This is a genomic window from Pseudomonas atacamensis (genome assembly GCF_017167965.1).
GTDB classification, from domain to species: Bacteria; Pseudomonadota; Gammaproteobacteria; order Pseudomonadales; family Pseudomonadaceae; genus Aquipseudomonas; species Aquipseudomonas atacamensis.
Map to the genome: position 1 here is coordinate 4,970,288 of NZ_CP070503.1, position 13,354 is coordinate 4,983,641.

Genomic DNA, 13,354 nt, shown 5'->3' on the forward strand with positions numbered 1-13,354 from the left:
AAAATCCCCTGTGGGAGCGAGCCTGCTCGCGAATGCGGTCTGACATTCACCGAAGATGTCGACTGATACACCGCTTTCGCGAGCAGGCTCGCTCCCACGAGGGACTAGCGAACGCCTTGATATTGCGTACCCACTGGAGACCTACATGAGCCACGCAGATTTCATCATCATCGGCGGCGGGATTGCCGGCGCTTCTACAGGGTTCTGGCTGGCGCCGCACGGCAAAGTGATCGTGCTCGAGCGTGAAACCCATCCCGGCTATCACTCCACCGGCCGCTCCGCCGCGCTGTACACCGCCGCCTACGGCACCGCACAGGTCCGCGCACTGACTCAGGCCAGCCGCGCGTTTTTCGACAGCCCTCCAAGCGGCTTCTGCGAGCACCCACTGCTGACCCCGCGCGGCGAAATGACCGTCGACTTCATCGGTGATCCCGCCGAACTGAACAACCAATACCTCAGCGCCAAAGCCACGGTGCCGCAGATGCAACTGCTCAGCGCCGACGAAGCCTGCGCGCGTCTGCCGATCCTGCGCCGGGACAAAGTCCACGGCGCGATCTACGATCCATCGGCCTGCGACATCGACACCGACGCGCTGCATCAAGGCTACCTGCGCGGCATTCGGCGCAATCATGGCGAAGTCCGCACCGATTGCGAGGTGCTCGGCTTGAGCCGCGATGCCGATGGCCTGTGGATCGTGCAGACCAACGGCGAGACATTCAGCGCACCGGTGCTCATCAACGCCGCCGGTGCCTGGGCCGACAAGATCGCTGCCCTGGCCGGCGCGCCGCCGCTGGGTCTGCAACCGAAACGCCGCGCCGCATTTATCTTTGCCGGCCCGGAAGGCGTGGACACTCATCACTGGCCGATGCTGGTCAGCCTCGACGAATCCTTCTACATGAAGCCCGACGCCGGCATGTTTCTCGGCTCGCCGGCCAACGCCGATCCGGTCGAACCACACGATGTGCAGCCGGAAGAACTCGACATCGCCATGGGCATTTATCAGATCGAAGAGGCCACCACGCTGACCATCCGCCGCCCGACCCGCACGTGGGCAGGCCTGCGCAGTTTCGTTGCCGACGGTGATCTGCTCAGCGGCTTCGATCCGCAAGTTCCGGGGCTGTTCTGGGTCGCCGCGCAGGGCGGTTACGGCATCCAGACGTCGCCGGCGATGGGCCAAGCCAGTGCGGCGCTGGTGCGCGGCGAGCCGCTTCCCGAGCACCTGCATAAATTCGGTCTGGACAGCGCCATGCTCTCCCCGGCCCGACTGGCTTGATCGCATCGACTCGTCGAAAAGATTGCGGCACACTCGCAGCGCCCCGGCACAAGGGGCGCTGACGCTGCCTGGAGTTTCACTGTCATGACTGCCCCCGAATTCGACCCGGCGCTGGATAACTTCCGCGCCATCGCCGACGCCATCGCCACGCTGTTCTTTCCCCATGCCGAGGTGGTGCTGCACGACCTGCGCACGCAGAAGGTCGACTACATCGCCAACAACCTTTCCAAGCGCGAAATCGGCGACGACTCGTCGCTGGAAGACATGCTCAGCGAGGATGTCAGCGACAGGAACATCGGCCCGTACGAAAAGCTCAACTGGGACGGTCAGAAAATTCGCAGCCTGAGCACCGTGCTGCGTGACAGCGAAGGTCGTCCGCTGGCGGTGCTGTGCATCAATCTGAATATTTCCCTGTTCGAGAACGCCAAGGCGGCGCTGGACCTGTTTCTCTCGCCGAGCAAACTGATTCCGCAGCCGGACTCGCTGTTCCGTGATGACTGGCAGGAGCGCATCAACACCTTCCTCCACGCCTGGTTGCGCGAGCGGCAGTTGAGCCTGAACCTGCTGACCCGCGATCACAAACGCGAGCTGGTGCTGGCGCTGCACGCCGAGGGCGCGTTCAAGGGCAAGAGCGCCTCGAACTACGTGGCCAATGTGCTGAACATGGGGCGGGCGACGGTGTACAAGCATTTGAAGGAATTGAAGGGCTGAGGATTTGCATCGCTAGCACTGGCCTCTTCGCGAGCAGGCTCGCTCCCACATTTGGAATGCGTTACCCCTGTGGGAGCGAGCCTGCTCGCGAAAGCGCTTGATCAATCGCCGTAGATATCGGTCTTGAAATACTTCTCGGAAATCTTCTGGTACTCGCCATTCGCGCGAATCCCGTCGATGGCGCTGTTCAACTGGCTGACCAGTTCACCGTTGCCCTTGCGTACGGCAATCCCCGCGCCCTCGCCGACGTACTTCGGATCCTTCAGCTCCGGCCCGACAAACGCGTAACCCTCGCCACGCGGCATCGACAGAAAGTCGTTAAGCGGAATGGTGTCGGCAAAAATCGCATCAAGGCGCCCCGCCGCCAGGTCCATGTAGATTTCTTCGTTGTTGCTGTAGCGCTTGACGTTGATGCCCTTGGGTTCGAACACCTCGGTGGCATAACGATCAGTGGTGGTCGCGCGCTGCACGCCGACGTTCTTGCCTTTGAGGCTGGCGTACTGATCATCCACCGTCGCGCCTTCCTTCATAACCAGACGCGAAGAAGTGAAGTAATACTTGTGGCTGAAATCCACGGACTTCTTGCGATCTTCATTGATGGTCATCGACGACAGCGCCATGTCGATCTTCTTCACTTTCAGCGAAGGAATCAGCCCGTCGAACTCACCTTCAACCCACACGCACTTGACCTTCATCTGCGCACACAGGGCGTTGCCGATGTCGTAGTCGAAACCGACGATTTCACCTTTATCGGTTTTCGACGCGAATGGCGGGTAGGCCGCTTCGATGCCGATGCGCAAGGTTTTCTCGGCGGCAAAGGTGCTGGCACAGGCCAGCAGGCTGAAGGCAAGGCCGGTAATGAGGGGGAATTTCTTCATGTTCGTTCTCTCGCGGGTTGTTGTTGGTTTGGCGAAGAAGAGCAGCTACAAGCGGCAAGCTGATAGCTGCAAGACAGAAGCTTTTTTTGTACTTGGAAATCCATATTGGACTTATAGGTACAAACCGTCAATCCGCGAGAAGAGAGTGTCTGCGAGGTTTTTGCCGTTACAGATGGCCCCTTCGCGAGCAAGCTCGCTCCCACATTGGATTTGTGAACGACACAGATCCAATGTGGGAGCGAGCTTGCTCGCGAAGGCGTACTGAGGGGCACTACAGGAATTACTTTTTCCAGCGATCGGCGGCGGCATGATCACTGTCCCGCCCTTCGACCCAACGTGGTCCATCGCTGGTATTTTCTTTCTTCCAGAACGGCGCGCGGGTTTTCAGGTAGTCCATGACGAAGGCGCAGGCATCGAACGCGGCCTGGCGATGGGCGCTGGCGGCGCCGACGAAGACGATCGGTTCGCCCGTTTCCAGCGCGCCAATGCGATGCAGCACTTCCAGTTTCAACAGCGGCCAGCGCTGCTCGGCTTCGACAGCGATCTTGCCGAGGGCCTTTTCGGTCATGCCCGGATAGTGTTCGAGGAACATCCCGGCCACGTCGAGCCCGTCGTTGAAGTCGCGCACATAACCGACAAAGCTCACCACCGCGCCCACACCGACATTGGCCGCGTGCATCGCATTGACTTCAGCGCCCGGATCGAACGGCGTGGCCTGCACGCGAATCGCCATGTTCAGCCTCCGGTCACGGTGGGGAAAAACGCCACTTCATCACCATCGACAACTGGCTCGTCGAGCTGGCAGAGGTCTTCGTTGCGTGCGCACATCAGGTTCTGCTCGCTCAGCACTTCGGCGCCATCACGTTCTGCCAACAGTGCCCGAACGTCATCGACGGTGGCGAAATCGCCTTCAACCGCAACCGAATCCATGCCCAGCGCTTCACGGTAGCGGGCAAAAAATTTCACGGTCAGTTTCATGGCTGCTCCGCCTGGAAGTGGCCGCTCTTGCCGCCGACTTTCTCCAGCAGCCGCACGCTTTCGATGGTCATGCCACGGTCGACAGCTTTGCACATGTCGTAAATGGTCAGGGCGGCGACGCTGGCGGCGGTCAGCGCTTCCATCTCGACACCGGTCTGCCCGGACAACTTGCAGCGGGCGACGATACGCACGCTGTCCTCACCCTCGGCGCTGAGTTCGACTTTGACGCCAGTCAGCATCAGCGGATGGCACAGGGGAATCAGATCGCTGGTTTTCTTCGCCGCCTGAATCCCGGCAATGCGCGCCACGGCGAACACATCGCCCTTGGGGTGGCCGCCGCTGACGATCATCTGCAGGGTTTCAGGGAGCATGCGCACCAGCGCTTGAGCCGTCGCTTCACGGAACGTCACGGCTTTTTCAGTGACGTCGACCATGTTGGCGCGACCTTGGGAATCGAGATGAGTCAGCACGAGGGCCTCCTTGAGGCAGCTGCGAGCGGCAAGCTACAAGCGGCAAGTTAAAGCGCGGTAGGCAGGCGTCAGGAAAGCTCGCATTTAAACAGCCGAGAGCCGCAAGCTTCAAGCGGCAAGTGAATTTCACTCGGACCACTTGTAGCTTGCGGCTTGAAGCTTGTAGCTGCTCCTCTTAGAGATGCGATTCGGCGTATTCGGCCAGGATCGAGCGAGGCACCCCTTGCAGGGTGATGTGCACACCGTTGGGGAAATCCTTGAAGCGTTCGGTCAGGTAGGTCAGCCCGGAGCTGGTCGCGGACAGGTAAGGGGTGTCGATCTGCGCCAGGTTGCCCAGGCACACCACTTTGGAACCGGCGCCGGCACGGGTGATGATGGTTTTCATCTGGTGCGGCGTGAGGTTCTGGCATTCGTCGATCAGGATCAGGCTTTGCTGGAAGCTGCGACCGCGAATGTAGTTGAGCGATTTGAACTGCAACGGCACTTTGCTGAGGATGTAGTCGACGCTGCCATGGGTGTTTTCGTCATCCATGTGCAAGGCTTCGAGGTTGTCGGTGATGGCGCCCAGCCAAGGCTCCATTTTCTCCGCTTCGGTGCCGGGCAGGAAGCCGATTTCCTGGTCCAGGCCCTGCACGCTGCGGGTGGCGATGATGCGGCGATAACGTTTGCTGACCATGGTCTGCTCGATCGCAGCGGCCAGCGCCAGAATGGTTTTACCGGAACCGGCGGCGCCGGACAGGTTGACCAGATGAATGTCCGGGTCAAGCAACGCATACAGGGCCAGACTCTGATAGATGTCGCGCGGCTTCAGGCCCCAGGCCTCCTGATGCAGCAGCGGTTCCTGGTGCAGGTCGAGGATCAGCAGGCGGTCTTCCTGGATTTCCTTGATCCAGCCGACAAAGCCCTGCTCGTCGATGATGAACTCGTTGATGTGCACGGCCGGCAGGTTATCGATCAGTTGCACCTGATGCCAGGTGCGGCCGTGGTCCTGACGGGTTTCGACCTTGCTCACGCGGTCCCAGAAGGAGCCGGTCATGTTGTGGTAGCCGTTGGGCAGCAGGGACACGTCATCGACCAACTGGTCGGTGCTGTAGTCCTCGGCGTCGATGCCACAGGCGCGCGCCTTGAGGCGCATGTTGATGTCTTTGGTGACCAGCACCACCGGTTTCTGCGGATCGCGGGTGTGCAGATCAATCAGTTGGTTGATGATTTTGTTGTCGTTCAGGTGCTCGGGCAGAATCAGGTTCGACTCGGCCTGCTTGCTCATCAGAATTGACAGCAAGCCCTTCGGCCCGCCCTTGCCGCGCTGGATCGGCACACCGAGTTCGACGTCCTCGGGGGACGCATCGCCCAGGGTCTTGTCGATCAGGCGGATCGCCTGACGGCATTCGGCGGCCACGCTGTGATGGCCGCTCTTGAGCTTGTCCAGCTCTTCCAGCACGGTCATCGGGATGGCGACGTGGTGTTCTTCGAAATTCAGCAGGGCATTTGGATCGTGAATCAATACGTTGGTATCGAGTACATACAGGATTGGCTGGTTGGAGGAAGGGCTGCGTCCGTGATCATCCATACTCGGTCACCTTTGTGGGAGCCATTCGACGCAATACCGTGACAGTGCTGCGCCTCGAGGTGACTGCCGAATTCATCCACGAGGGCCTGGATGAACTGCACACAATAGGAGTCTGGGAAGACGCCACCTGTGTTGCAGGTTTCGGCGGTCTGTCTTCGTAATACTCCAAAACCGATGACATAAAAAAGCACTTTGACGGTTTTTTTAAGTTTATTTTGCAGAGTGACGAAAAGCCCTTGGCGGACTCCCCGTACCCCGCTAAAGTCGGAAGTCCGCCTGCATCGAATTCCTCCTGAAAATTACCCCAAGCCCAATGTTTCCGGGCTTTTTGTCGTTTCTCAACGAAACGCGTCCTGACAGTCTTCCCAGCCAATGCCGCTCTGCGCAGTCTGTGTGATCAGCCACGGCAGCGACGTCTTCACCGCATCCTGTTTCATGTTGAAATTGATCACCCCGTGCCGCCACAGCAGCATCAGGGTCAACACTCGCTGCGCGCTCGCCGGCCCCTTGAGCTTGCCGGCACCGTCCTGGGCATCGATGTCCCACAGCGCCACTTGCAGGCCCTGGCTATTGAAAAAACCCTGCGCGTCACTGCGGCGCTGGCCATCCGGCGGACGGAATAGCGGCACGTAGTTTTCCGGCAGTTTGTTCTTCACCAGATCGGCGCTGCGTCGCACCGAATCCTGCCAGTCCTGCCAATGGCTGTGGGAGCGGAACTCCCAGCCCTGCACGCCCACGCACTGCCGGGAGAAACTCGCCTGCAGACTGCTGACCGAACGGCCGGTGAGTCGCGCCTGAATATCCTTGCCCAGGACAAAGAATGTCCCGCTCAGATTGGACTTGCGCAGGTATTCGGTCAGCCAGTCGGTGTTGTCCGGTTGCACGTTGGCGGCGCTGTCGAACGTCAGCAGAAACAGCCGGTCGTGCATGTCGTCGCCGTTGCGCTCGTAGTCGCCGAAACGATCGAATTCGTTACTGGTTTGCGGCGACAGCGCCGCCTTGCGCATCAGCTCGTCGAGGTACTGTAAATGGAAGATCCGGCTCGGCTCGGCCCACTTGGTGTAATAGCTGTCGTCGCTGACGACGAACTTGGCTGCCTGCTCGCGCAGCGTCGGCAGGTCTTCGACGAGGAAGCAGAACGAGGCGTCCTGATCGCAGCTTTGCTGGGCGTGGTTGTAGTTGGCGAGCAAGCGCTGCCAGAGGCGCTGGCGCAGCTGATTGACCGCATCGATGTTGACCGTGCGCAGGCCCAGGCGCTGGGCCAGTGCCGCCTCGTCGATGGACTCGGTGCCGAGCAGGCCGCGAGCGAACATGAGGATTTCCGCCCGCGACGCGACGTCGAACAGGGTCGGATTGCTGAGCTGCTCCGGCCAGGTCGTGCGATCCAACGTCGCCGCATCACCGGGCGCCGCCATGGCCGCGAAGCTCAGCAGCCACGCGGTGAATAAAAGAACAATGCGCAAAGGGATGTCTCCATAACAAAACCCGCGCGGCACTATAGCTGATCCTGTCCTGTTCCCCCTCAGCCACGGATGATCGTTCCCACGCTCTGCGTGGTAACGCCTCCCCGGACGCTCCGCGTCCGCCGACTGTGACGCAGAGCGTCACGGGCTGCATTCCCACGCGGAGCGTGGGAACGATCATGTAAATCCGCTTTCGCGAGCAGGCTCGCTCCCACAAGGGGTTTGAGTTAAGCCGTCGATCACCTATGGGCTTGATAGCTGGAGTCAACCCGGACAACCCCCTAGAATCGCCCCCACGATTAAAGGAGACGACTTCATGCTGATGGTGATTTCCCCCGCCAAGACCCTCGACTACGAAACACCGCCGGCGACCCAGCGCTTTACCCAGCCGCAGTACCTCGACCATTCCCAGGAACTGATCCAGCAGCTGCGCGAGCTGAGTCCGGCGCAGATCAGCGAGTTGATGCACGTGTCCGACAAGATCGGTGGCCTCAACGCCGCGCGTTTCGGCAGTTGGACACCCGCCTTCACCCCAGAGAACGCCAAACAGGCGCTGCTCGCCTTCAAGGGCGATGTGTACACCGGCCTCGACGCGCAGTCCTTCAGCGAAGCGCAATTCGATTACGCGCAAAAACACCTGCGCATGCTCTCCGGCCTATATGGCCTGCTGCGGCCGCTGGACCTGATGCAACCCTATCGCCTGGAAATGGGCACCAAACTGGCCAACGGCCGTGGCAAGGATCTGTATGCGTTCTGGGGCACGCGCATCAGCGAGTGGCTGAACGAAGCGCTGGCCGAGCAAGGCGATGACGTACTGCTCAACCTTGCATCCAACGAATACTTTTCCGCGGTCAAGCGCAGCGCGTTGAAGGCGCGGATCATCAACACCGAGTTCAAGGATCAGAAGAACGGCCAGTACAAGATCATCAGTTTCTACGCGAAGAAAGCGCGCGGTCTGATGAGCCGTTTTGTTATCCAGGAACGCATCAACGACCCGGCTCAGCTCAAGCAATTCGATGTACAAGGTTATCGCTACAGCGCCGAGCAGTCGAAACCCGACAATCTGGTGTTTTTGCGCGACCACGCCCCGGAATAAAGCATGCCCTTTGCACGACTCTTTTCGTCAGGAGTCGTGCAGTCCGCCCGAAGTCAAAATCCCCTCGCGACATATCGCCAAATTCATGGCGCCAATAAAACCACACTCTATTTTCTAATTTTAGTTTCACTCGACACTGAAGTTTTTTTTCAGTAGTGGCACCTAAATTTTTTACCCGTAGTGGCACAAAACTATCGCCCCCTGTTTCGCCCCGATAACTAAAGGGCGAAATCGTTAGTGCTATCAATTTGCACCCAGTGCCATCTTCATCAATATTTCAAAAAATTTCGGCTGGCACGATGAGCGGGCTGGAACTATGTCCAAATGCATTGCTCATACCACCGGTAACGATTCTCGCCGAGTTTGTACGAGATAACTTACGAAGAGCTGATAGCCATGTAACCAAGTTGTCACAGCAACTTGCCTGAGTGACTAAGAGTCTCAAAACAATCGAAGGACAGGAGATACGCACCATTAATATCCCCTACAAAGGCCAAGGCCGCGCCCCTATAAACGTGCTCGCCTGAGCACCTAACTGCTTGATTTACCGGCTCCCTACCGGACGTCGAGCAGGCTACACGACTGCACTAGAGTCTTCCCGCACGGAAGATCGGCTGCATAACAGGGCAAGTCATAACAACAAGGCCTAGTTGCGCACATCTTGAGTGCACTTATTAGACACTCGGAACTTTGTATGCCTGCACACGGCATTGTGGCGCTTGTAAGCCGCACTTCCGAGTGCACTAGTGACCGCTGAACACCATTAACTCCGGCCTTCTAAGGCCTGATATATACAGAGGTAATTGCGATGCGCATCAGCATATTTGGTTTGGGTTACGTTGGCGCAGTATGTGCCGGTTGCCTGTCTGCACGGGGCCATGACGTAGTTGGCGTCGATGTTGCCAAAGACAAGATCGACATGATTAACGCCGGCAAATCGCCGATTGTAGAACCAGGCCTGGGCGAACTGCTGCAGCAGGGTATCCAGACCGGTCGTCTGCGCGGCACGACCAACTTCGCCGAGGCGATTCGTGATACCGACCTGTCGATGATCTGCGTCGGCACGCCAAGCAAGAAGAACGGCGACCTGGAACTGAACTACATCGAGGCCGTGTGCCGCGAGATCGGTTTTGTCCTGCGTGAAAAAACCACCCGTCACACCATCGTCGTGCGCAGCACCGTGTTGCCAGGCACCGTGGCCAACGTGGTCATCCCGATTCTGGAAGACTGCTCCGGCAAGAAAGCCGGCGTCGATTTCGGCGTTGCGGTCAACCCGGAATTCCTCCGCGAATCCACCGCCATCGCTGACTACGATCAGCCACCAATGACCGTTATCGGCGAGTTCGATACCGCCTCGGGCGACGTTCTGCAATCGCTGTACGAAGAACTCGACGCACCGATCATCCGCAAGGACATCGCCGTTGCCGAGATGATCAAGTACACCTGCAACGTTTGGCACGCGACCAAAGTGACCTTCGCCAACGAGATCGGCAACATCGCCAAAGCGGTCGGCGTCGATGGCCGTGAAGTGATGGAAGTGGTTTGCCAGGACAAGACCCTCAACCTGTCCCAGTACTACATGCGCCCGGGCTTCGCCTTCGGCGGTTCGTGCCTGCCCAAAGACGTGCGTGCCCTGACCTACCGCGCCGGTTCCCTGGACGTCGAAGCGCCGCTGCTCAACTCGCTGATGCGCAGTAACGAATCGCAAGTGCAGAACGCTTTCGACATCGTTGAAAGCCATGAAAAACGCAAAGTCGCCCTGCTCGGTCTGAGCTTCAAGGCCGGCACCGACGACCTGCGCGAAAGCCCGCTGGTCGAACTGGCGGAAATGCTGATCGGCAAGGGTTACGACCTGAGCATCTACGACAGCAACGTCGAATACGCCCGTGTCCACGGTGCGAACAAGGACTACATCGAATCGAAGATTCCGCACGTATCGTCCCTGCTCAACTCCGACTTCGACTCGGTGATCGATAACTCCGACGTGATCATCCTCGGCAACCGCGACGAGAAATTCCGTTCGCTGGCCCAGGAAGCGCCGCAGGGCAAGCAAGTCATCGACCTGGTGGGCTTCATGTCCAAGGCCACCAGCGCCGGTAGCCGCACCGAAGGCATTTGCTGGTAACGCAGCCCCAAGCGACAAGCGTCGAGCTGCAAGTCAACGCGATTGGCTTGCAGCTTGAAGCTTGCAACTTGCAGCTTCCCTTACCTTCGGATGACGGTTATGACCAAGCTCAAACATTTTTTTCTGCAATCAGCCGGCTGGCTTTTTTATCTCAGTCTGCTGATGGGCCTGGCCTTGATGCTGCCCACGTCCACATTCGACTCCGAGTCGAAGGACTTCATTTTCCTGATTGGCGCCGTGGGTATCTGGCGCTACTCGATGGGTGCAACGCACTTTGTGCGCGGCATGATTTTTCTCTACATCGTTTACCCGCACTTGCGTCGCAAAGTACGCAAGCTGGGTAAAGCGGCCGATCCGTCGCATGTGTTTCTGATGGTCACCAGCTTTCGTATTGACGCGCTGACCACCGCGCAGGTCTACAGCTCGGTGATCCGCGAAGCCATCGACTGCGAACTGCCGACCACCATTGTCTGCTCAATCGTGGAAATGTCCGACGAGCTGCTGGTCAAGGCGTTGTGGGCGCGGATGAATCCGCCGGAGCGGGTCAAGCTCGACTTCGTGCGTATTCCCGGGACCGGCAAGCGCGATGGTCTGGCCTTCGGTTTCCGCGCGATCTCCCGTCACCTGCCGGACGACCGTGCCGTGGTGGCCGTGATCGACGGCGACACCGTGCTCGGCGAAGGCGTCGTGCGCAAGACCGTGCCGTGGTTCCAGCTGTTCGGCAATGTCGGCGGCCTGACCACCAACGAGTTCTGCGAAGTGCGCGGCGGCTACATCATGAGCGAATGGCACAAGCTGCGTTTCGCCCAGCGCCACATCAACATGTGCTCGATGGCCCTGTCCAAGCGCGTACTGACCATGACCGGTCGGATGTCGGTATTCAAAGCCTCCGTGGTGACCAATCCGGAATTCATCGCCGACGTTGAAAGCGACTCGCTGCAACACTGGCGTCTGGGACGCTTCAAGTTCCTGACCGGTGACGACAAGTCGAGCTGGTTCAGCCTGATGCGCCTGGGTTACGACACCTTCTACGTGCCGGACGCCGCGATCAACACCGTTGAGCATCCGCCGGAAAAGAGCTTCATCAAGGCCAGCCGCAAGCTGATGTTCCGCTGGTACGGCAACAACCTGCGCCAGAACTCCCGTGCACTGGGTCTGGGTATCCGCCGCCTCGGCGTATTCACCTCGGTGGTGCTGTTCGACCAGCGCGTGTCGATGTGGACCTCGCTGCTCGGCCTGACCGTCGCACTGATCGCCAGCTTCAAGTACGGCACCGCGTTCATCCTCGTGTACCTGCTGTGGATCGGCATCACCCGCCTGATCCTGACGCTGTTGCTGTCGTGTTCCGGTCACCGCATCGGCCCTGCTTACCCGGCGATTCTGTATTACAACCAGATCGTTGGCGCCCTGGTGAAGATCTACGTGTTCTTCCGCCTCGACCAACAATCCTGGACTCGCCAGCCCACATCCCTGACCCGTGATCTCGCCAGCTTTCAACGTTGGTTCAACACCTGGTCGTCTCGGACCATGACCTTCTCCGCCGGCAGCATTTTTGTCGCCGTGCTGCTGATGATGGTCTGACCCGCTCCTATTGAATTAACAAGGAAATCGCCCCTATGAATACCGCCGTCAACGTCAACGTAGTGCATGAATCCGAAGCCCAGCGCCAGCACGCTCGCGTGAAAATCCCGGCCAAGCTGCGTTTCTTCGGCCCTGACCGGACGCCGCTCGAAGCGCGGGTCCTCGATCTGTCGGCTGGCGGTCTGGCGTTCAACGCCGGGCAGATGCCGCTGACCATCGGCGAGGTGTACAAGGCGCGTCTGCAATTTGTCATCGACAACCTCGGCCTGGCCATGGACGTTGAACTGCAGGTGCGTTCCTTCGATCGCGCCACCGGCCGCGCTGGCTGCCAGTTCCAGAACCTCGAGCCGCAGGACATTTCCACCCTGCGCCACCTGATCACTTCGCACCTGGCCGGCGACATCGTCAGCATCGGCGAAGTGCTGGCGACGCTGCAGCGCGACAACTTCACCAAGGCGCGCAAGAACAAGACCAACGACACCGGCATGACCCCGTTCGGCCGCCTGAAAGCCGTGACCTTCAGCGCCGGTATTTTCGCCGTTGGCCTGGTCGCTGCCGGTTTCATCTTCAAGTCGGTGTACGGCATGTACTTCGTCAGCCACGCCCAGGCCGGTCTGGTCAGCGTGCCGGGGATGAACATCACCATGCCGCGCGACGGCACCGTACAAAGCCTGGTCAAGTCCGACGGCGTTGCCGCCAAAGGCGCACCGCTGGCGACCTTCAGCACCAGCATGCTCGACGTACTCAAGGGCCATCTGGCCGAAGACCAACTGGCCCCGGCCAAGGTTGAAGAACTGTTCGGCAAGCAAATGACCGGCACCCTGACCTCGCCGTGCGATTGCACCGTGGCCCAGCAACTGGTGGCTGACGGTCAGTACGCGAGCAAGGGCGACGTGATCTTCCAACTGGTGCCGCGCAACACCCAGGCCAACGTTGAAGCACGCTTCTCCTATCGCCAGTTCGGTGACGTGCGTCCAGGCACTCCGGTGAGCTTCCAGATCGCCGGCGAAGACAAGACCCGCACCGGCAAGATCGTCAGCAGCACCAGCCTGAAGAGCGCCGACCTGTCCTCCGACATCCGCGTACAGATCCAGCCTGACGAGCCGCTCGACAGCAGCCTGGCCGGCCGCCCGGTGGAAGTGAACAGCGACCGTGGCCCGAACCTGAACTGGCTGATCGACAAAGCCATGGCTGCCGGTCTTTAAGTCG

The 13,354-nt window shown here is 59.5% G+C and carries 12 protein-coding genes; 6 read left to right on the plus strand and 6 right to left on the minus strand.

What is annotated here, in order from left to right:
* The first annotated feature begins 145 nt into the window (after nucleotides 1-145).
* Together JWU58_RS22705 and JWU58_RS22710 are read left to right on the plus strand one after the other, a co-directional pair.
* Entirely contained in the window at nucleotides 146-1,273 is a 1,128-nt protein-coding gene (locus JWU58_RS22705; RefSeq protein WP_123443477.1) for an NAD(P)/FAD-dependent oxidoreductase, read from the plus strand.
* A gap of 84 nt (nucleotides 1,274-1,357) precedes the next feature.
* A complete protein-coding gene (locus JWU58_RS22710) occupies nucleotides 1,358-1,984 on the plus strand; it encodes a helix-turn-helix transcriptional regulator (protein WP_122610760.1) in 627 nt (208 codons plus the stop codon).
* Nucleotides 1,985-2,085: 101 nt separating this feature from the next.
* Here the strand turns inward: JWU58_RS22710 and JWU58_RS22715 are convergent, their stop codons facing one another.
* The 6 genes from JWU58_RS22715 to JWU58_RS22740 form a co-directional block, all read right to left on the minus strand.
* Complete coding sequence (locus JWU58_RS22715; protein ID WP_206421019.1) at nucleotides 2,086-2,862, minus strand: ABC transporter substrate-binding protein; 777 nt, start codon at nucleotides 2,860-2,862, stop codon at nucleotides 2,086-2,088.
* 280 nt (nucleotides 2,863-3,142) lie between these two features.
* Nucleotides 3,143-3,595, minus strand: a complete 453-nt coding sequence (gene moaE / locus JWU58_RS22720) for a molybdopterin synthase catalytic subunit MoaE (protein ID WP_206421020.1) — start codon at nucleotides 3,593-3,595, stop codon at nucleotides 3,143-3,145.
* Nucleotides 3,596-3,597: 2 nt separating this feature from the next.
* A complete protein-coding gene (locus tag JWU58_RS22725) occupies nucleotides 3,598-3,840 on the minus strand; it encodes a MoaD/ThiS family protein (RefSeq protein ID WP_206421021.1) in 243 nt (80 codons plus the stop codon).
* Nucleotides 3,837-4,310, minus strand: coding sequence for a cyclic pyranopterin monophosphate synthase MoaC (gene moaC / locus JWU58_RS22730; protein WP_008080206.1), 474 nt, complete (start codon nucleotides 4,308-4,310; stop codon nucleotides 3,837-3,839). Before moaC ends, JWU58_RS22725 begins: the two co-directional genes overlap by 4 nt.
* A gap of 175 nt (nucleotides 4,311-4,485) precedes the next feature.
* Nucleotides 4,486-5,880: a PhoH family protein gene (locus JWU58_RS22735; protein WP_024011685.1), complete on the minus strand. Its 1,395-nt coding sequence runs from the start codon at nucleotides 5,878-5,880 to the stop codon at nucleotides 4,486-4,488.
* Nucleotides 5,881-6,218: 338 nt separating this feature from the next.
* Nucleotides 6,219-7,295, minus strand: a complete 1,077-nt coding sequence (locus tag JWU58_RS22740) for a polysaccharide deacetylase family protein (protein WP_370593496.1) — start codon at nucleotides 7,293-7,295, stop codon at nucleotides 6,219-6,221.
* Between the two features lie 364 nt (nucleotides 7,296-7,659).
* Here JWU58_RS22740 and yaaA point away from each other — a divergent pair, with 364 nt between their 5' ends.
* From yaaA to JWU58_RS22760, 4 genes are all read left to right on the plus strand, one after another.
* Nucleotides 7,660-8,439: a peroxide stress protein YaaA gene (yaaA, locus tag JWU58_RS22745; protein ID WP_076565964.1), complete on the plus strand. Its 780-nt coding sequence runs from the start codon at nucleotides 7,660-7,662 to the stop codon at nucleotides 8,437-8,439.
* Between the two features lie 808 nt (nucleotides 8,440-9,247).
* The gene (locus JWU58_RS22750) at nucleotides 9,248-10,564 is read left to right on the plus strand and encodes a nucleotide sugar dehydrogenase (RefSeq protein WP_016771595.1); all 1,317 of its coding nucleotides are present in this window, start codon (nucleotides 9,248-9,250) and stop codon (nucleotides 10,562-10,564) included.
* A gap of 99 nt (nucleotides 10,565-10,663) precedes the next feature.
* Nucleotides 10,664-12,145 (plus strand): mannuronan synthase, encoded by a 1,482-nt coding sequence (alg8, locus tag JWU58_RS22755; RefSeq protein WP_161806094.1) that lies wholly within the window; start codon nucleotides 10,664-10,666, stop codon nucleotides 12,143-12,145.
* A gap of 35 nt (nucleotides 12,146-12,180) precedes the next feature.
* Nucleotides 12,181-13,350, plus strand: a complete 1,170-nt coding sequence (locus tag JWU58_RS22760; RefSeq protein WP_024011680.1) for an alginate biosynthesis protein Alg44 — start codon at nucleotides 12,181-12,183, stop codon at nucleotides 13,348-13,350.
* Nucleotides 13,351-13,354 lie beyond the last annotated feature (4 nt).

What these genes read in the sequence shown, in the direction of transcription:
- JWU58_RS22725 (WP_206421021.1), bottom strand. Translation starts at nt 3,840, where the DNA reads ATGAAACTGACCGTGAAATTTTTTGCCCGCTACCGTGAAGCGCTGGGC.
- moaE (WP_206421020.1), bottom strand. Translation starts at nt 3,595, where the DNA reads ATGGCGATTCGCGTGCAGGCCACGCCGTTCGATCCGGGCGCTGAAGTC.
- JWU58_RS22750 (WP_016771595.1), top strand. Translation starts at nt 9,248, where the DNA reads ATGCGCATCAGCATATTTGGTTTGGGTTACGTTGGCGCAGTATGTGCC.
- alg8 (WP_161806094.1), top strand. Translation starts at nt 10,664, where the DNA reads ATGACCAAGCTCAAACATTTTTTTCTGCAATCAGCCGGCTGGCTTTTT.
- yaaA (WP_076565964.1), top strand. Translation starts at nt 7,660, where the DNA reads ATGCTGATGGTGATTTCCCCCGCCAAGACCCTCGACTACGAAACACCG.
- JWU58_RS22760 (WP_024011680.1), top strand. Translation starts at nt 12,181, where the DNA reads ATGAATACCGCCGTCAACGTCAACGTAGTGCATGAATCCGAAGCCCAG.
- JWU58_RS22705 (WP_123443477.1), top strand. Translation starts at nt 146, where the DNA reads ATGAGCCACGCAGATTTCATCATCATCGGCGGCGGGATTGCCGGCGCT.
- JWU58_RS22710 (WP_122610760.1), top strand. Translation starts at nt 1,358, where the DNA reads ATGACTGCCCCCGAATTCGACCCGGCGCTGGATAACTTCCGCGCCATC.
- JWU58_RS22715 (WP_206421019.1), bottom strand. Translation starts at nt 2,862, where the DNA reads ATGAAGAAATTCCCCCTCATTACCGGCCTTGCCTTCAGCCTGCTGGCC.
- JWU58_RS22735 (WP_024011685.1), bottom strand. Translation starts at nt 5,880, where the DNA reads ATGGATGATCACGGACGCAGCCCTTCCTCCAACCAGCCAATCCTGTAT.
- JWU58_RS22740 (WP_370593496.1), bottom strand. Translation starts at nt 7,295, where the DNA reads ATGGCGGCGCCCGGTGATGCGGCGACGTTGGATCGCACGACCTGGCCG.